Origin of the sequence: Achromobacter sp. UMC71 (assembly GCF_014170305.1) — a bacterium.
Lineage (GTDB): Bacteria > Pseudomonadota > Gammaproteobacteria > Burkholderiales > Burkholderiaceae_B > Achromobacter.
Genome location: NZ_LZZT01000036.1, coordinates 51893 through 67652 on the forward strand (window position 1 = coordinate 51893; position 15760 = coordinate 67652).

A 15760-nucleotide genomic window follows, 5' to 3' on the forward strand; every position below is an offset into this window, starting at 1 on the left:
GGGAATCAGGTGGCGTCGATGGCGCGGGTGGAACCCACCGCCGCGCGCAGTTCGAATTTCTGGATCTTGCCGGTGGATGTCTTGGGCAGCTCGCCGAAGCGCACGGCGCGCGGCACCTTGAAGCCGGACAGCAGCAGCTTGCAGTGCGCGATGATTTCTTCGGCGGTGGCGCTGCAGCCGGGCTTGAGCTCGACGAAGGCGCAGGGCGTCTCGCCCCATTTCGGGTCCGGCATCGCCACCACCGCCACCGCGGCCACGGCCGGGTGGCGGTACAGCGCGTCCTCGACCTCGATGCTGGAAATATTCTCGCCGCCCGAGATGATGATGTCCTTGCTGCGGTCCTTGATGCGGATGTAGCCGTCCGGCGTCATCACGCCCAGATCGCCGGTGTGGAACCAGCCGCCGCTGAATGCGTCGTCGGTGGCGCGTTCGTTCTTCAGGTAGCCCTTCATGCAGATGTTGCCGCGGAACATGATCTCGCCCACGGTCGTCTCGTCGGCCGGCACTTCCTGCATGGTTTCCGGGTCGCGCACCGACACCCCGGCCTGCAGGTGGTAGCGCACCCCCTGGCGGGCGGTCAGCGCGGCCAACTGCTCGTCTTCCAGCGCATCCCAGGCTTGCTGGCGGGCGCACACGGCCGCGGGGCCGTAGACCTCGGTCAGGCCATAGACGTGCGTCAGTTCAAAGCCGATTTCCTTCATCTTGGCAATCACCGATGGCGCCGGCGCCGCCCCGGCCACCATCGTGCGCACCGTGTGGGTGATGCCCGCCCGCATTTGCGCCGGCGCATTGGCCAGCGCGCTTTGCACGATGGGCGCGCCGCAGTAGTGCGTGACGCCTTCGCTGCGGATCAGGTCGAACACCGTCTGCGGATCGAACTTGCGCAGGCAGACATTGACGCCCGCGCGCGCCGCCACCGTCCAGGCGAAACACCAGCCGTTGCAGTGAAACAGCGGCAGCGTCCACAGATACACCGGGTGCTTGGGCATATCCCATTCCAGGATGTTGCTCACCGCGTTCAGGTAGGCGCCCCGGTAGTGGTAGACCACGCCCTTGGGGTCGCCCGTCGTGCCCGAGGTGTAATTCAGCGCGATCGCGTCCCACTCGTCGGCCGGCGGCTGCCAGTCGAAGCGGGCAGGCGCCGCCGCCAGGAAATCCTCGTAATCGGTCGCACCCGGCAGGGTGGCCGGCGCGCTGTCCAGGTCGTGCACCGAAATCACCACCAGATGCGGAAATTCCGCCCGGGCGCGCTGGGCGACGTCGGCGTATTCGGTATCGACGATCAGCGCGCGCGCTTCGCCGTGGCCCAACATGAACAACACGCTGGGCGTGTCCAGCCGGGTGTTCATCGTATTGAGCACCGCGCCCAGCATCGGCACCCCGAAATGCGCCTCGACCATGGCGGGGATATTGGGCAGCATCACCGCTACCGTCTCGCCGCGGCGGATGCCGGCGGCGGCCAGCGCCCCGGCCAGGCGCTGCGCGCGCTCGTAGGTCTGGGCCCAGGTGCGTCGCACCTTGCCATGCACTACCGCCAGCCGCTCGCCATAGACCTGCGCCGCCCGGGCGATGAAATCCACCGGGGTCAGCGGCTCGTAATTGGCGTCCCGGCGCGCCAGGCCGTGTTCGAACATGCTGCTCATGGTTGTCTCCTGTCGAGCGCCGTGCGCCCGGATAGCCTGTCTGCGGCAAGCCGGGTGCCGGGTCGCGGGTCTTGCTGCCCGCGTGGGCCTGGCCACTTGCCGGATCTCGCTGCTTGCGAGATTATCCGCCGCGGGAAATACGGTCTGTCGCTTGCATGACAGACCTTCCCGGCACATGCCAACCTCCAGTTTTACACGGTTCTTTCCATGTCCGATGTTTCAAACATTGTTTCCCCGAACGCATTGGCCAGCCTGCTGGGCGCCTGTGCCTGGTTCGGCGCGCTGGAGGCATCGCACCAGGACATGGTGCTGGCCACCTCACGCGCCGAACACGTTCCCAACGGGGCGTGGATCGCGCGCCGCAACGCGCCATCGGACTGCTGGCTGGGCGTGCATGCGGGCCTGCTCAAGCTGGCGATCTACAACGAGTCCGGGCGCAGCTGCACGTTTTCAGGGGTGCCGCCGGGCGGCTGGTTCGGCGAAGGCAGCGTCATCAAGCGCGAGCTGCGCAAGTACGACGTGGTCGCCATCCAGCCGTCGCTGGTGCTGCGCGTGCCGGCCGATACCTTCCACGCGCTGCTGGCGGCCAGCCTGCCGTTCTCGCATTTCGTGATCGGGCAATTGAACAACCGCATGGGCGAGTTCATCGCGTCGATCCAGAACCACCGGCTGCTGGATGCCGATGCGCGCGTGGCGCAATCGCTGGCGCAGCTGTTCAACCCGCAGCTGTATCCGTCCACCGACCTGACGTTGGCGATTTCGCAGGAAGAATTGGGGTATCTGACCGGCCTGTCGCGCCAGCGGGTGAACCAGGCCTTGCAGACGCTGGCGGACCAGGCGATTCTGGAATTGGCCTACAACCAGATCCAGGTGCGGGATCTGGCGCGCTTGCGCGCGTTCGGCGCGGATCAGCTCTGACCGCGGCTACAGGAACCGGCGGATCAGAAAGCCGGCAACCAGGCACAGCCCGCCCGACAGGGCAAGCGAGGGCATGGGGTCGCCTACAGCTTTTCCAGGCGCTGCGGATCGAACGCCCACTGGTGGCGGGCGTCCGCCTTGCACTGGATGACGGTCTTCGTGTCCCCCTTGGGGCCGACCTCCTTGAGCCCGACCTCGCCATTGCACACCGTGCAGTCCCCGCGCAGGACGGTGAAATAGACCCGGCCCGCCTGATCGGACTCGAAGTTGACCAGACCCGCCAGGCGGAAAAATGCCCGGCGCATCAGGCTATAGCCCATATAGAACGCGAGTCCGGTGGGAACGAGCAGCCAGAACCACCCGGTGTTCCAGCGGTAGGCCAGGTTGCCGAACATGATCACCAGACCCGCCGCGCCCATCCCCATGAGCCAGTTCCGCTTGAGAAAGCGGCCCCGCAAGGCGATCGGCACGACGTCGGTGCGCGTCAGCGCCGGCTGGCTCCAGATGCCCTCGCGGGCGCTTGGCTCAGGCGCTTGCGGGGCAGCGGTGGCTTCCTGGCCGGCCTTGAAACCATCCGCCAGCGACGGGTGCGTCTTGGCGTTGGACAGGCCCGACAAGGTCTTCTGGCATTCGTCGCACAGACGGCCGCGGCCGCGATGCGCGGCGCCACAGGTTTGGCAATGCACGTGTGCTCCTGTCTCTTGCTACGGCGTCAGCCGTGCTTGCCGAAACCGCCGCTGGCCCACTCGGCCGCGCGCTGCACGCTCAGCTTGTAGGTCGGCGCGACGTGGGTCTGGGCCAGTTGTTCGCCCGATTCGTCGTAGGCGCTCAGCACGGCATAGGGCTCGTCTTCGTCCGGAACGATATCCAGCTTGACAGTCAGGCGGCCCGCGGCGGCGTCGATCTTTACGCTCTTGTGTAGCAGGGCATGCAATTGCTGCTCGTGGCGGCGCAGGACTTCGTTGGCCGTTTTGACCAGCGTGATGAAGGCGGGTGAGTCGAGCGGCTTGGGGTTCTTCTTGTCGCGGCCCATCGTCCAGGGGCCCACCAGGGCCGGCTCTGCCTGGCCGTCCAGGGTCATTTCGACGGCCCAGCCGTCGTCGTCCTCGTTCTTGATGATGCGCGCGGTCCAGCCGTCATCGCGCCAGAGCCTGGCTTCCTGTTCCTTGCGGTCTTCCGTAACCTGCGGGGCGGTGTCATTCACTGCGGTACAACTCCTGAATTCGTGGGCTTGCGGGCCCGCTGCCGCGGGCCGCGATGGCGACGCTTGCCCTGTCAGCCTGATAAGGTCATGCATCGGGCAGGGCGGTTACGGGGAACCTGAAACGTCGCGGGGTTACCCGGCACTGTAGCGCAATGGGCGTGTGGTTTTCCTGGGCGGGGAGTTTTGCGCGACACATTGACCTTCCAATGATGGGCGGCTTTACGCTCCCGCTACCGTAAGCGGCGGCCTCGGCTGGTCGCACCGGGGCGCGGACCGTGGAGTGGCCATGCTACCCAAATTCCGCGCGTGATTCTATGATGGCGGCCGGCACCGCAGAAGCCGGATCCGGCGTTGCCTTGACAACCCCGCAGGTGAAACCGATGACACGTATGCGCTTGCCTTTCCTGACGTTCGCCACCCTGTGCCTGGCCCTTGCCCTGATGCGTCCGGCCGCCGCCGAACAAGGCTGCCCCGATGGGTACACCATGGCGCCCACGGGTACCGCCCAATGCGTTCCCATTCCCGGCCTGTACCAGGTTCCCAAGGATTCCCAATCCGACGGACCACCGGTGCCGCAAGTGCGCTGGGAAGCGCGCTGGGGCGCGATCGCGATGGACAACGCCTCGGGCAAGACCGCGGTTGCCGGCAGCCAGGCCAGCCGCCAGCAGGCCGAAAGCGCCGCGGTCGCGCTATGCCAAAAAAAGGGCGGAGGCGATTGTCGCGTCAGGATCTCGTACGCCAATCAATGCGGCGTCATGGCGTGGGGCAACGGCTGGTCGGTCGCCAAGTACGCGCCTACGCTGAAGGAAGCCTCGGAACAGGCGCTCAGTCAGTGCCAGAAAGAGATCGGCGCTACCTGCGAGATCTTCTTTTCGGATTGCAGCATGCCCGTGCGGGTGCAGTAAGACGATGCGAGGCAGAAAGGGCGCGCACGCGCGACGCTTGAATAAAAACAGCCGCCTGGCGGCGGCTGCGATAGCGCGGGCATGACACGGGCATGCCGGACGGCGGCATCACTTCTTCTTATTGATCGAGTGCACTTGCACCGGGGTGCACGACGGCGTCGTCAGCGTGGGAGGCGAGGTCAACAGACCCGGCATCATGCGCGCCGTGCAGTCGAAGCGGCGTCCCTTGGTGGTGGTCGCGGTGTAGCTCAGGTTCTGCGCGCCCAACGAATCGGGCTTGTCGGCTTTGACGTCGGTAATGCTGAGTTCATCAGAGGACGCCAAACCGATCATCTGCGCCGTGGCGCTTTGCAGCGGCACGATGGCTTCGTTGGTGCCCATGGTGGTGCAGCCGGCAATCACGGCCACAGCCGCCGCCGAAAAAAGGATCTTTCCGATGTTCATTGTTGCCCCAATTCTCGTAAGGTAAATCTGACGGGATGCCTCTCTTTCAGGTCGTGTGGACCCGCCCGTTGAACCTCTGATTGGCGTTCACGCGCGCTCCATCCGGCCTTCCCCTGCAAAAATCGCAGAGTGCGAATTTTAATGATTTTTCACACTAATGAAAGAGAATTGACAGAAAAACACAGCTCGATGTGCAATAGCCAACCTTCCCATTTGGGCAGGTCTGGAATGGGAACTTCCTTCTCTTTGGAGATCCTGATGAAAATGCTCCGTCATCTTGTCATGGCCTTGGCAACGCTGACCGCGACGGTAGCCCTCATGCCCGCGGCTGTGGCCGAGCAAGGCTGCCCCGACGGTTACACCATGGCGCCTCTGGGCACCGCCCGATGCGTGCCGATCCCGGGCCTGTACCAGGTCCCCGGAGGAACGCAGGAAGCCGCGCCAGCGCCCCCGCGTTGGAAGGAACAGTGGGGCGCCATCGCCGTGGACAGTGCGACGGGCAAGACCGGGGTGGCCGGCAGCAAGGCGAACCGGCAGCAGGCCGAGGACGCGGCCATGGCGATATGCGCAAAGAAGGGCGGCGGTGATTGCCGCGTCAGGCTGTCGTACGGCAACCAATGCGGCGTGATCACGTGGGGCAATGGCACGTTCGTTGCCCGCTCCGCCGGTACGCTGGAGGCGGCGTCCGAACGCGCCCTCAATGAATGCAGGCAGGAAAGCGGCGGCGCTTGCGAGGTCTTCTTTTCAGACTGCAGCCTGCCGGTGCGGATTCAGTAGCGGTTGACCTGTCAGACGGTGAGCCCTGGCGCCAAGGCCGATGCGGGTTATTGAATGAATTCCGCCTGGCTGCAATCGGAAAAATAGACTTCGCACGCTTTCAGGTTTTTCTCTTTGCAGATATCCATGGCGTCGTTGGTCGCCTGCTCGATGGTGTAGTGTTTCCGGAAAATGGTGGTGAACAGGCCATTGGCCGCTTCACCCGCAGCGACGATGGCGCATTGGTTGTAGAACGTCATTGCCGTCTTGCACTCGGACCCGCCCTTCGAGACGCAGTGGGAAATGGCGGCGTCCTTCGCCGCCTGCTCGCTGCGGCGGCCGCCCGCTACACCGATGAGATTTTCCTTGCTCTGTGCGAAGGCGCCCCAGCGGGTTTCCCAATGTCCTTGCGGGCGTTGCGGCGCCCCCCCGCCAGTCTGGGGCACCTGATACAGGCCCGGCATGGGAATGCACCGGGCCGCGCCTTGGGTCGCCATGGTGTATCCGTCGGGGCAGCCTTGCTCCGCAGCTGCCGGACGCGCCGCGCCAAGCAGCAGAACCGTGACCGCGAGAACAATGAAGGGAGCGCGTTTCATCTTGATGTCCGGTAAAGCGGGCCGGGGGGGCGCCGGAATGCGTGGATATTAGCAATTCCATGCCCACGCGCAAGCGAGGGCGCTGCGCGCCATTCTGGCGCGCCGGGGGGCTCGAACCCCGACCCTGGGCTCAGGGCGTCGGGGCGCGGCTAGTTGTCCAGGACCACGCCCGATTCACGCACCACGGATTGCCATTGCCGGGCCTCCTCGCGCCATATCGCGCCGAATTCGGCCGGGGTGTCCTGGCCTGGGACAAAGCCGTTGGCCAGGTAGGCCTGGCGCACTTGCGGCTGGCTCAGCGCGTCGTGCAGGGCCCCTGCAAACCGCGATACACGGTCGGCGGGGGTGTCCTTGGGCGCGGCAAATCCCCACCAATTGCCCCGTACCACGTCCGGCATGCCGATCTCGGCGGCGGTCGGTACGTCGGGCAGGCCGGCAAACCGTTGCGGCGCCGCCACCGCCAGCGCCCGGACCTTGCGCTGCGGCATGTAGGCGGCCCCGATGCTGTAGCCGCCGATGTAGAGCTGGATTTCGTTGGCAATCAATGCCTGCACGCCCGGCGCCGAGCCGCGGTAGGCAATGTGCGTCATGTTCGCGCCCATGGCTTTGGACAACCGGTAGCCGGACAGGTGCGGCGTCGTGCCCATGCCCGGCGAACCATAATTCAGCTTGCCCGCCTGCTCGCGGGCGTACTGCGCGAACTGCGCGTAGTCGGATGCCGGCACCTGTGTGCTCAGGTAGATGAAAGCCGGCACATCGGCGAGCTTGCCCACCGGCACCAGGTCAGCCAGCGGATCGAAGCCCAGTTTGCGGTACAGGAACGGGTTGATGACGAAGTTGTTGGCGGCGCCCAGCACCAGCGTGTATCCATCGGGCTTGGCGCGCGCGACTTCCTGCGCGCCGATGTTGCCGCCCGCGCCGGTCTTGTAGTCCAGCACCACGGGCTGGCCCAGACGCTTTTCCAGAAGCGGCTGGATCTGCCGGAAGGCGATATCTCCCGCGGCGCCTGGCGCGTAGGGCAGCACCACGCGGATGGGATGGTCGGGATACTGCGCCCAGGCGGGGGGCGGCGCCGCGATGGCGGACAAGACAGCCAGGACGGATACAGCACAAGATCGGTACGGCATCATGCTCTCCCTGGCCGGGCGGAAGTCGGCCCGGCGGCCGGTCATCGAACGTCACGGACACTACAGATCGATACGCATCAGGTCATGGGCAAGACGCAGCGGACCCGCGTAATTCTTGCGGATATCCGCCACGATCTCATCCATCAGGTGCGGCCCCATCAGTTCCACGGGCAGGTGCTTGGACGCTGCGCGCTTGAGCACCGGACTGGTGGAATCGAAGTGGCCAAAGTGCGTGGCCACCAGGCTCTTCACATTGGCCTGGCGCGCGATCTTGCCCAGATCGGTCGGACTGGTGTGGGCATAGGTGCCCACGCCCGTCTTGGCGCGATGCGCGATGAACGATTCGGGAAAGGTGCATTCGTGGATGAGCAGGTCGGCATCCCTGGCCAGTTCTACCATCGCCTCACAGGGCGCGGTGTCGCCGCTGAACGCGATGACCTTGCCTTCGGCCTCGACCCGCACGCCGAAGCACTCGCAGACCTCGCGCGGAATGTGCTCCACCCAGTCCACCGAAATGCGCACCTTGTCGTCCTCGAACACCACGCCGGGGCTGACCTCGCGCACGTCCGGCCGCATGGCCTCCAGGTTGCGCTGGCGCACGGGGTAGGCGGCTCGGGCCTGAAAATCGGTGTGATAGGCGCCGTTTTCGAACAGGTGGTCCACGAAATGCTTCGTGCCCTTCGGGCCCAGCACCAGGGGCGAACCTTCCTTGTTGAGTATCCAGCTTGAAATGACGAAATAGGGGTAGTCGCAGATGTGATCGTGATGCAGGTGGGTCAGAAAGACAAAGCCCACCTTGGCCGGGTCGACGTTGGCGCGAACCATCTGCCGCGTCGCGCCCTCGCCGCAATCGAACAGGTAGTGCCTGTCGTCGTCCAGCGTCAGCAGAATGGCTGACTGCCCACGATCGGGATCCGGCAAGGCGGCCCCGGTACCCAGCATGGTGATCTTCATCGGTAACCCTCTTTGGTCAAGAACGCGGAATGGGTGTGTCTGCCGGGTCAGTATAGGAAGGGAGTGCATACTCATTGATCAATTATTAGAATGCTGTGAAAACCTATGGGAATCACTAACTATGTCTGCCAGTCCCCGGATTCCTGATCTTCGCCACATCAGCGGACGCTTGCGTCTGCGCCACCTGGATCTGCTGCAGGCCCTGCATGCGCTGGGTAGCGTGCATAAAGCCGCGGCGCGGTTGGGCATGACGCAACCCGCGGCCAGCAAGCTGCTGCTGGAACTCGAGGATATGTTTGGCGTGGCCCTGTTCGTGCGCTCGCGGCGCGGCATCACGCCGACGGCGTTCGGACGTGCGTTGGCCAGCAAGACGGACGTGCTGCTGGCGGACCTGGCTGGCGCTCGCCATGAGATTGCCGCGCTGGCCGCCGGCGCCTGCGGCCGTATCCGCGTTGGCGTGCAGCCGGTGGCGCTACCGGTGCTGGTGCCGCGCGCCATCCAGCGGATGCGGCTGGATGGCCCGGGCGTCACCGTCATGCTGCACGAAGACACCCATGACGCACTGTTGGCCAGCCTGGCCCGCGGCGAACTCGATTGCGTGGTGGGGCGGCTGATGCTGGGCGCGGCCCAAGCCATGTTCCGGACCGAGATGCTGTATGACGAACCGATTTGCGTGGTGGCACGGGCGGGGCATCCCCTTGCGAGGTCCACTCGCATTACCGCCGAGTCGCTCGCCAAGCAGGACTGGATCCTGCCGCCGCCCGAAGCGCCTTTGCGTCAGCGCATCGATGCCTATTTCGCGCAGCAGGGCCTGGCCTTGCCGGCTCCCATTGCGGAATCGGTGTCGTTGCTGGCCAATGAAGTGCTGCTGCGCGGGGCAGACATGCTGGCGGCCATGCCGCGCGCCGTCGCCCACCACTACGCCGAACTGGGCGTGCTGGCCGTGCTGAAGTTCAAGCCCGATTGGAGCCTGCCCGCGGTGGGCGTGGTGCAACGGGCGCATCTGGAGCCGGCTCCCGCTTTGGCGCGATTCCTGGCGGCGTTACGCAGCGAAGCGCAGGCGTTGCGGGGCGCGGCCGCGCCCGCTTGACCTTGCCACGGTGGTCAGCTTCAGGCTGTGGGCATGATTCGGTCCAGACCTGGACAGACGCGAAAGGTGCCCTGATATGCCAAAGATTACCGTTCTTCCCCATCCCGACCTCGCGCCCGCCGGCGCTGTCCTGGACGTACCGGCTGGGACCACCATTTGCGATGCCTTGCTCGATCACGGCATCGAGATCGAACACGCTTGCGAGCAAAGCCGCGCCTGCACGACGTGTCACTGCATCGTTCGCCAGGGCTTCGACGGGCTCGATGCGCCGGATGAAAACGAGGAAGACCTGCTGGACCGCGCCTGGGGGCTGGAGCCGCAGTCGCGCCTGAGCTGCCAGGCGATCGTGGGGCAGGCGGACCTGACGGTGGATATTCCCAAGTACACGGTCAATCATGCGAAGGAAAATCACTGAAGCCACGGGCGCCAATGTCCGCGCAGTCCGTGCGGACCGCGATGCTGCCGGCGTTGCCTGGGGGGCGCGCCATGCCGTCTTATGGTTTTTCCAGGGGCCAGACCTCGACGACGCCGTGCGCAACCGCGCACGGCGTTCGTGACACGATGTCTATGGCTGCGGCCAGATCGGCCGCTTCGATGATGGAAAAGCCCGCAAGGGGCAAGGGCGATGTCATGTACGGCGCGTTCGTCGTTGCCACCCCAGCCGCTTCGGTATTGCGCACTTGCACAGGGCTCCCCGCCACGCCCATCAGCACGCCGGCACGCTGCAGGGCCGCGTCATGCGCATGGGCGGCGTCACGCAGGGCGGGCGGGGTTCGGTCGTAGCCCGCCTGATCGCCATATCCTATTGCTATAAATTTCGGCATCGGTCATCTCCTTGAGATGCTGAAATGAAGAGGGTTTCAGAGATCACCAGAGTTTCCACCAAGGCTTCCGGGGCGCGGGCGCTTCCGGGGGCGGAATATGTTCGGGCGGCACACCGGGTTCAAAGACGTACGTGCCTGTCGGATCCGTGATGACCTGCATTTCCTGGCGAAAATCCGCCAGCTTGCCGAAGAATTCCTTCGCTTCTGGCGGGATGGGCGAGGTAACGCCCAGGGGCTCGTCCGGCCTTAGTGTCGCGAGCTTGATTTCGGCTCGGCCCGCAAACTCGAAGCCGGGCAGATCGCCATCTGATTCGTGAACCGGCGCAACGAAGCCGATCTGCCTGAAAAGCGCGAGGGTCTGTTCGACATCGGGTTCGACAAAACCCCTGTCTTCGCCGTCATCCGATACGTGAGTCATGGGCAATCCCTTTGATGAATGTGAATGACAAGTCACGCGCCTTGCAACGCCCGCCCCAGCGCCGCCCGCGCCAGGATGCGGGTGGAATCCAGCGTCGGCAGCGCGCAGTTGCCGTCGTTCAGCACCAGCGGCAATTCCGTGCAGCCCAGCACTACCGCGTCGCAGCCGGCGTCGCGCAGCCGCTCGATCACGCCTTGCAGCAGCGCCACCGAGGCGGGCCGGAAATCGCCGTAGACCAGTTCGTCCATGATGACGCGGGCCAGCAGGTCGCGGTCGGATTCGGACGGGCGCACGAACGCCAGGCCCTGGGCCGCCAGCTTGTCGGGATAGACGCTGCTGTCCACCAGCCAGCGCGTGCCCATGATGCCGATGCGGCGAAAGCCGCGCTTGGCCGCCTCGGCGGCGACTTCTTCGGCGATATGCAGCCAGGGCAGGGGCGAGCGCGGCAGCACGGGGTCCAGCGCCTGGTGGATGGTGTTGTCGGGGCAGATCAGGAAGTCGGCGCCGGCGCGCGCCAGCTTGCCGGCCGACGACAGCATCAGCGCGCCCACGCCGGCCAGGTTGCCCTGGTTGAGGCACGCCACGTAATCGGCCAGCGAATAGGTATGCAGCGAGACCTGGGGATGGGCATGCGGGCCCATCCGCTGCGCGCCTTCGGCGCAGATCGTGCGGTAGCAGAGGGCGGCGCCTTCGGCCGAGCAGGCGACGATGCCGATGTGCAGGGGCGGGCGGTCGGACATGCGGGCTTTCTCCTTGGGTGTCCTGGACGGGCTTGCCTGATGAGCTTACCTGGTCGAATGACGGTGTGAGTTCACCCGGGGTGCAACGCTACTCAGCCGCGCTTTTCGTCAACGCCCGCACATGCCGGGCGATGCCGCGGAACTGTTCGGCCATGACGTCCTGCTGCGCCTGCGGCAGCCGCGACAGGAACAGCTCATCGATCGCCGGTCCGTAGATCTTCCACATCTTGCGCCGCAACGCCAGGCCATCCGGCGTGATGCGGGCAAAGGTCGCGCGCCGGTCTTCGTCGCTGCGGAACCGCTCGACCAGCCCGGCCGCCTCGATCCGGTCCATCAGCCGCGTCAGGTTGTAGCGCGCGATGACCATGCGTTCGGCCATCTCGAACATGCGGGCGGTGCCTTGCGGCGCGCGTTCCAGCGCCCACAGCGCGTCGTACCACGCGAGCGGCGGCAGGCCGGCGGCGGACAGTCTTTTCTCGATCTCTTCCACCACCAGCGCGTGCGCGGTCAGAAAGAGGCTCCACGCATCGGGCTTGCCCGTGGCCATGCGGTCGTTTCCTTGTCTAGAGATGTCACTGCCGCGATTGTAGAGGCGGCGGCCGGCAAATCCCCTGATAGTTGCACTTGCAATTGTTCGGGAACCTTCATACGATTGCAATTGCACATTATGCAAATGCAATTCACGATGTGAAATGAAGGCGCCGGCCCATTCCGTTCAGGCGCCGCTTTCCCCAAAGGAGGATGCCCATGGAAACCGAGATCGACCCTATCGACGCCGACCCGCAGGAAACCCGGGAATGGCTGGAGGCGATGCAGGCGGTGCTGGCCCACGAAGGCCTGCCGCGCACGCACTATCTGCTGGACCAGCTGATCAACCAGGATCGCGCGCGCCTGGGCGGTTACGCCGCGCCGGGCGCCACGCCCTACGTGAACTCGATCAGCCCGGCGGCGCAGGCGCCGTTTCCGGGCGACGTGGGCATCGAGTCCCGGCTGGACGCCTACCTGCGCTGGAACGCGATGGCCATGGTGCTGCGCGCGGGCAAGACGTCGGGGGTGGGCGGGCACATCGCGACCTACGCGTCGGCGACGACCCTGTATGAAACGGGTTTTCGCCATTTCTTCCGCGCGGCCACGCCGGATTACCTGGGCGACATGCTCTACATCCAGGGGCATTCGGCGCCGGGCATCTATGCCCGCGCCTATCTGGAAGGCCGCATCTCGGAAACGGAACTGGATCGCTTCCGCCGCGAGATCGGCGGCGGCGGGCTGGCCTCGTATCCGCACCCGCGCACCATGCCGGGCTTCTGGCAGTTTCCGACCGTGTCGATGGGGCTGGGGCCGCTGATGGCGGCATACCAGGCGCGCTATATGCGCTACCTGGAAGACCGCGAGTTGATCCCCGCGCAGAACCGCCGGGTGTGGGGCTTTCTGGGCGATGGCGAGCAGGACCAGCCCGAGACGCTGGCGGCGGTGGCCATGGCCGGGCGCGAAAAGCTGGACAACCTGATCTTCGTGGTCAATTGCAATCTGCAGCGCCTGGACGGCCCGGTGCGCGGCAACGCCAAGATCATCCAAGAACTCGAAAGCGTGTATCGCGGCGCGGGCTGGAATGTGATCAAGGTGGTCTGGGGCGGCGGTTGGGATGCGCTGCTGGCGCAGGACCACGACGGCCGGTTGCGCCGCCGCATGATGCAATGCGTGGACGGCGAATACCAGGTGTTCAAGGCCCGCGGCGGCGCCTATGTGCGCGAGCATTTCTTTGGCGCGGATCCGGCGCTGCTCGAACGCGTGGCGCATCTGTCCGACGACGAGATCGGGGCGCTGAACCGGGGCGGGCATGACCCGGTCAAGGTGCATGCGGCCTATGCCGCGGCGCTGGCCCATCGCGGCCAGCCCACGGTGATCCTGGCCAAGACGGTCAAGGGCTACGGCATGGGGGCGGCCGGCGAGGCGGCCAATACCAACCACCAGCAAAAGAAGATGGCGGACCCGGCGGTGCGGGCGTTTCGCGATCGCTTCGGCATTCCCGTGCCGGACGAGCAACTGCCGGAGATTCCCTACATCAAGCCGGCGCCGGGCAGCGCCGAGCAGGCGTATTTCGAGGCCGGCATCCAGCGCGCGGGCGGCTATTTGCCGCGCCGTCCGGCCGGCCCCGGGCCGCAGGCCATGCCGGCGCTGGCCGCGTTCGCCTCGCACCTGAAGGGCAGCGACGGGCGCGAGTTTTCCACCACCATGGCGTTCGTGCGCATCCTGGCGCAACTGCTCAAGGACCCGGACATCGGCGCGAAAGTGGTGCCGATCGTCCCCGATGAATCGCGCACCTTCGGCATGGATGGCATGTTCCGCCAGGTGGGGATCTATTCGCACGTGGGCCAGTTGTACACGCCGCAGGACGCGGACCAGCTCAGCGTCTATCGCGAAGACCGGCGCGGCCAGATCCTGCAGGAAGGCATCAACGAGTCGGGCGCAATGTCGTCATGGATCGCGGCGGCCACGGCCTACAGCACGCATGGCGTGGCGACGATTCCGTTCTACATCTTCTATTCGATGTTCGGCTTCCAGCGCGTGGGTGACCTGGCCTGGGCGGCCGGCGACATCCGCGCACGCGGCTTCCTGCTGGGCGCCACGTCGGGCCGCACCACCCTGGAAGGCGAAGGGTTGCAGCACGACGACGGCCACAGCCATGTGCTGGCGTCGGTGATTCCGTCGTGCGTGGCCTACGATCCGGCCTATGCCTACGAGATCGCGGTGATCGTGCAGGATGGCCTGCGCCGCATGTACCAGGAAGAGGAAGACGTTTTCTATTACCTGACGCTGATCAACGAAAAGACCGCGCATCCGCCGTTGCCGGCAGGTGCCGAGATCGGCATCCTCAAGGGCATGTACCGCCTGCGCGAGGGCGGGCCGGGCGAGGTACGCGCCCAACTGCTGGGCAGCGGCGCGATCCTGGCCGAAACGCTGGCCGCGGCCGAACTGCTGCGGCAAGACTACGGCGTGGCGGCCGACGTCTGGAGCGTCACCAGCTATTCGGAACTGCGGCGCGACGGGCAGGAGACCGAGCGCTGGAACCGCCTGCACCCGCTGGCCGCGCCGCGGCGGGGCTTTGTCCAGGCGAGCCTGACGGGCAGCGCCGGACCGGTGGTGGCGGCGACCGACTACATGAAGACGGTCGCCGAGCAGATCCGCCCCTTCCTGGAAGGCCGCCGCTACGTCACGCTGGGCACCGACGGTTTTGGCCGGTCGGACACCCGGCAGACCTTGCGGGCGTTCTTCGAGGTAGACCGGCACCACATCGTGCTGGCAACGCTGAAGGCGCTGGCGGACGAGGGCACGGTGCCGCGGGAACAGGCGGCGGATGCGATCCACCGCTACGGGCTGGACCCGGAAGCCGTGTCGGCGGCGTTGCCGTGATCAGGCCTCGAAGGCGGGCGGCGGCGCAATCCATGGCCGCCCGGCCCGTTCAAGCCAAGGCAGGCATTGCGTGATCAGGCGCGGCGCGCCAGCAAGGCCCAGATGCCCGCGGCCGACAGCAGCGCGCCGCCGCCCAGGTTGAAGCCCCGCTGCGCCCGGGGCGATGCCAGCAGGCGGCGGGCCGAGCCGGCGAACAGCGCGTAGAGCGTGGCGTTGATGCCGGCGCAGGCCACGAAGGTGGCCGACAGCGTCCACAACTGGCGCGAGACGTCGCCGGTCGGGTTGATGAACTGGGGCAGGAAGGCGACAAAGAAGATGATGCCCTTGGGGTTCAGCGCGGTCACCAGGTAGGTGTTGGCGAACAGCTTCCAGCGCGAACCGGCCTCGCCGGCCTGCGGCAAGGTGGCGGGCGACACGCCGGCGCGCAGCAGCTTGAAGCCCAGGTACAGCAGATACAGGCCGCCCACGGTCTTGACCACGGTGAACCAGAACGCCGACGCCGACAGCAGGGCGCCCAGGCCCAGCAGCGACAGCGCCAGCGCGGTGGAATCGCCCAGCGCCACGGCCAGCACCAGCGGCAGGCGGGCGCGCTTGCCGTGGGTGATGGAATAGCTGATGACGGTCAGGATGGTGGGGCCAGGCAGCATCACCAGCAGGGCGGATGCGCCCAGGAAGGCCAGCCAGGTTTCCAGCGACATGGGTCTTGCTCCAGGGAAAAGGAGGGCGGCGG

18 protein-coding genes are annotated in these 15760 nt (G+C 66.0%); 6 read left to right on the top strand and 12 right to left on the bottom strand.

Going from position 1 to position 15760, the window contains the following annotated elements; all coding sequences use genetic code 11:
• Positions 1-5 precede the first annotated feature (5 nt).
• Positions 6-1643: an acyl-CoA synthetase gene (locus tag A9974_RS17585; RefSeq protein WP_183005450.1), complete on the bottom strand. Its 1638-nt coding sequence runs from the start codon at positions 1641-1643 to the stop codon at positions 6-8.
• Between the two features lie 207 nt (positions 1644-1850).
• Here A9974_RS17585 and A9974_RS17590 point away from each other — a divergent pair, with 207 nt between their 5' ends.
• Complete coding sequence (locus A9974_RS17590) at positions 1851-2561, top strand: Crp/Fnr family transcriptional regulator (RefSeq protein WP_183005451.1); 711 nt, start codon at positions 1851-1853, stop codon at positions 2559-2561.
• 83 nt (positions 2562-2644) lie between these two features.
• Here the strand turns inward: A9974_RS17590 and A9974_RS17595 are convergent, their stop codons facing one another.
• Together A9974_RS17595 and A9974_RS17600 are read right to left on the bottom strand one after the other, a co-directional pair.
• Positions 2645-3247: a hypothetical protein gene (locus A9974_RS17595; RefSeq protein WP_183005452.1), complete on the bottom strand. Its 603-nt coding sequence runs from the start codon at positions 3245-3247 to the stop codon at positions 2645-2647.
• A 26-nt stretch (positions 3248-3273) separates the two neighbouring features.
• Entirely contained in the window at positions 3274-3765 is a 492-nt protein-coding gene (locus tag A9974_RS17600; RefSeq protein WP_183005453.1) for a hypothetical protein, read from the bottom strand.
• Positions 3766-4145: 380 nt separating this feature from the next.
• Here A9974_RS17600 and A9974_RS17605 point away from each other — a divergent pair, with 380 nt between their 5' ends.
• Positions 4146-4670: a DUF4189 domain-containing protein gene (locus A9974_RS17605; RefSeq protein ID WP_183005454.1), complete on the top strand. Its 525-nt coding sequence runs from the start codon at positions 4146-4148 to the stop codon at positions 4668-4670.
• 108 nt (positions 4671-4778) lie between these two features.
• Here A9974_RS17605 and A9974_RS17610 read toward each other — a convergent pair whose 3' ends face one another.
• A complete protein-coding gene (locus A9974_RS17610; protein WP_183005455.1) occupies positions 4779-5114 on the bottom strand; it encodes a hypothetical protein in 336 nt (111 codons plus the stop codon).
• A 258-nt stretch (positions 5115-5372) separates the two neighbouring features.
• Between A9974_RS17610 and A9974_RS17615 the strand changes: the two genes are divergently transcribed.
• Positions 5373-5891, top strand: coding sequence for a DUF4189 domain-containing protein (locus A9974_RS17615; RefSeq protein WP_183005456.1), 519 nt, complete (start codon positions 5373-5375; stop codon positions 5889-5891).
• A gap of 47 nt (positions 5892-5938) precedes the next feature.
• Here the strand turns inward: A9974_RS17615 and A9974_RS17620 are convergent, their stop codons facing one another.
• From A9974_RS17620 to A9974_RS17630, 3 genes are all read right to left on the bottom strand, one after another.
• The gene (locus tag A9974_RS17620; protein WP_183005457.1) at positions 5939-6466 is read right to left on the bottom strand and encodes a DUF4189 domain-containing protein; all 528 of its coding nucleotides are present in this window, start codon (positions 6464-6466) and stop codon (positions 5939-5941) included.
• Between the two features lie 149 nt (positions 6467-6615).
• Positions 6616-7554, bottom strand: coding sequence for a tripartite tricarboxylate transporter substrate binding protein (locus A9974_RS17625; protein WP_255468218.1), 939 nt, complete (start codon positions 7552-7554; stop codon positions 6616-6618).
• 99 nt (positions 7555-7653) lie between these two features.
• Complete coding sequence (locus A9974_RS17630; protein ID WP_183005459.1) at positions 7654-8547, bottom strand: MBL fold metallo-hydrolase; 894 nt, start codon at positions 8545-8547, stop codon at positions 7654-7656.
• A gap of 121 nt (positions 8548-8668) precedes the next feature.
• Between A9974_RS17630 and A9974_RS17635 the strand changes: the two genes are divergently transcribed.
• On the top strand, positions 8669-9637 hold the full coding sequence (locus A9974_RS17635) for a LysR family transcriptional regulator (RefSeq protein ID WP_183005460.1): 969 nt from the start codon (positions 8669-8671) through the stop codon (positions 9635-9637).
• Positions 9638-9713: 76 nt separating this feature from the next.
• The gene (gene fdx / locus A9974_RS17640; protein WP_183005461.1) at positions 9714-10052 is read left to right on the top strand and encodes an ISC system 2Fe-2S type ferredoxin; all 339 of its coding nucleotides are present in this window, start codon (positions 9714-9716) and stop codon (positions 10050-10052) included.
• A gap of 79 nt (positions 10053-10131) precedes the next feature.
• Here the strand turns inward: fdx and A9974_RS17645 are convergent, their stop codons facing one another.
• The 4 genes from A9974_RS17645 to A9974_RS17660 form a co-directional block, all read right to left on the bottom strand.
• Complete coding sequence (locus A9974_RS17645; protein ID WP_183005462.1) at positions 10132-10461, bottom strand: YciI family protein; 330 nt, start codon at positions 10459-10461, stop codon at positions 10132-10134.
• Between the two features lie 43 nt (positions 10462-10504).
• Positions 10505-10879 (bottom strand): hypothetical protein, encoded by a 375-nt coding sequence (locus A9974_RS17650; protein WP_183005463.1) that lies wholly within the window; start codon positions 10877-10879, stop codon positions 10505-10507.
• A gap of 32 nt (positions 10880-10911) precedes the next feature.
• Positions 10912-11619, bottom strand: a complete 708-nt coding sequence (locus tag A9974_RS17655) for an aspartate/glutamate racemase family protein (protein ID WP_183005464.1) — start codon at positions 11617-11619, stop codon at positions 10912-10914.
• Positions 11620-11707: 88 nt separating this feature from the next.
• Entirely contained in the window at positions 11708-12166 is a 459-nt protein-coding gene (locus tag A9974_RS17660; protein ID WP_183005465.1) for a MarR family winged helix-turn-helix transcriptional regulator, read from the bottom strand.
• Between the two features lie 200 nt (positions 12167-12366).
• Here A9974_RS17660 and aceE point away from each other — a divergent pair, with 200 nt between their 5' ends.
• The gene (gene aceE, locus A9974_RS17665; protein WP_183005466.1) at positions 12367-15030 is read left to right on the top strand and encodes a pyruvate dehydrogenase (acetyl-transferring), homodimeric type; all 2664 of its coding nucleotides are present in this window, start codon (positions 12367-12369) and stop codon (positions 15028-15030) included.
• A gap of 74 nt (positions 15031-15104) precedes the next feature.
• Here aceE and A9974_RS17670 read toward each other — a convergent pair whose 3' ends face one another.
• Positions 15105-15728: a LysE family translocator gene (locus A9974_RS17670; protein ID WP_183005467.1), complete on the bottom strand. Its 624-nt coding sequence runs from the start codon at positions 15726-15728 to the stop codon at positions 15105-15107.
• Positions 15729-15760 lie beyond the last annotated feature (32 nt).

What these genes read in the sequence shown, in the direction of transcription:
- A9974_RS17650 (WP_183005463.1), bottom strand. Translation starts at nt 10,879, where the DNA reads ATGACTCACGTATCGGATGACGGCGAAGACAGGGGTTTTGTCGAACCC.
- A9974_RS17630 (WP_183005459.1), bottom strand. Translation starts at nt 8,547, where the DNA reads ATGAAGATCACCATGCTGGGTACCGGGGCCGCCTTGCCGGATCCCGAT.
- A9974_RS17605 (WP_183005454.1), top strand. Translation starts at nt 4,146, where the DNA reads ATGACACGTATGCGCTTGCCTTTCCTGACGTTCGCCACCCTGTGCCTG.
- A9974_RS17635 (WP_183005460.1), top strand. Translation starts at nt 8,669, where the DNA reads ATGTCTGCCAGTCCCCGGATTCCTGATCTTCGCCACATCAGCGGACGC.
- A9974_RS17645 (WP_183005462.1), bottom strand. Translation starts at nt 10,461, where the DNA reads ATGCCGAAATTTATAGCAATAGGATATGGCGATCAGGCGGGCTACGAC.
- A9974_RS17610 (WP_183005455.1), bottom strand. Translation starts at nt 5,114, where the DNA reads ATGAACATCGGAAAGATCCTTTTTTCGGCGGCGGCTGTGGCCGTGATT.
- A9974_RS17585 (WP_183005450.1), bottom strand. Translation starts at nt 1,643, where the DNA reads ATGAGCAGCATGTTCGAACACGGCCTGGCGCGCCGGGACGCCAATTAC.
- fdx (WP_183005461.1), top strand. Translation starts at nt 9,714, where the DNA reads ATGCCAAAGATTACCGTTCTTCCCCATCCCGACCTCGCGCCCGCCGGC.
- A9974_RS17620 (WP_183005457.1), bottom strand. Translation starts at nt 6,466, where the DNA reads ATGAAACGCGCTCCCTTCATTGTTCTCGCGGTCACGGTTCTGCTGCTT.
- A9974_RS17660 (WP_183005465.1), bottom strand. Translation starts at nt 12,166, where the DNA reads ATGGCCACGGGCAAGCCCGATGCGTGGAGCCTCTTTCTGACCGCGCAC.
- aceE (WP_183005466.1), top strand. Translation starts at nt 12,367, where the DNA reads ATGGAAACCGAGATCGACCCTATCGACGCCGACCCGCAGGAAACCCGG.
- A9974_RS17655 (WP_183005464.1), bottom strand. Translation starts at nt 11,619, where the DNA reads ATGTCCGACCGCCCGCCCCTGCACATCGGCATCGTCGCCTGCTCGGCC.
- A9974_RS17670 (WP_183005467.1), bottom strand. Translation starts at nt 15,728, where the DNA reads ATGTCGCTGGAAACCTGGCTGGCCTTCCTGGGCGCATCCGCCCTGCTG.
- A9974_RS17590 (WP_183005451.1), top strand. Translation starts at nt 1,851, where the DNA reads ATGTCCGATGTTTCAAACATTGTTTCCCCGAACGCATTGGCCAGCCTG.
- A9974_RS17615 (WP_183005456.1), top strand. Translation starts at nt 5,373, where the DNA reads ATGAAAATGCTCCGTCATCTTGTCATGGCCTTGGCAACGCTGACCGCG.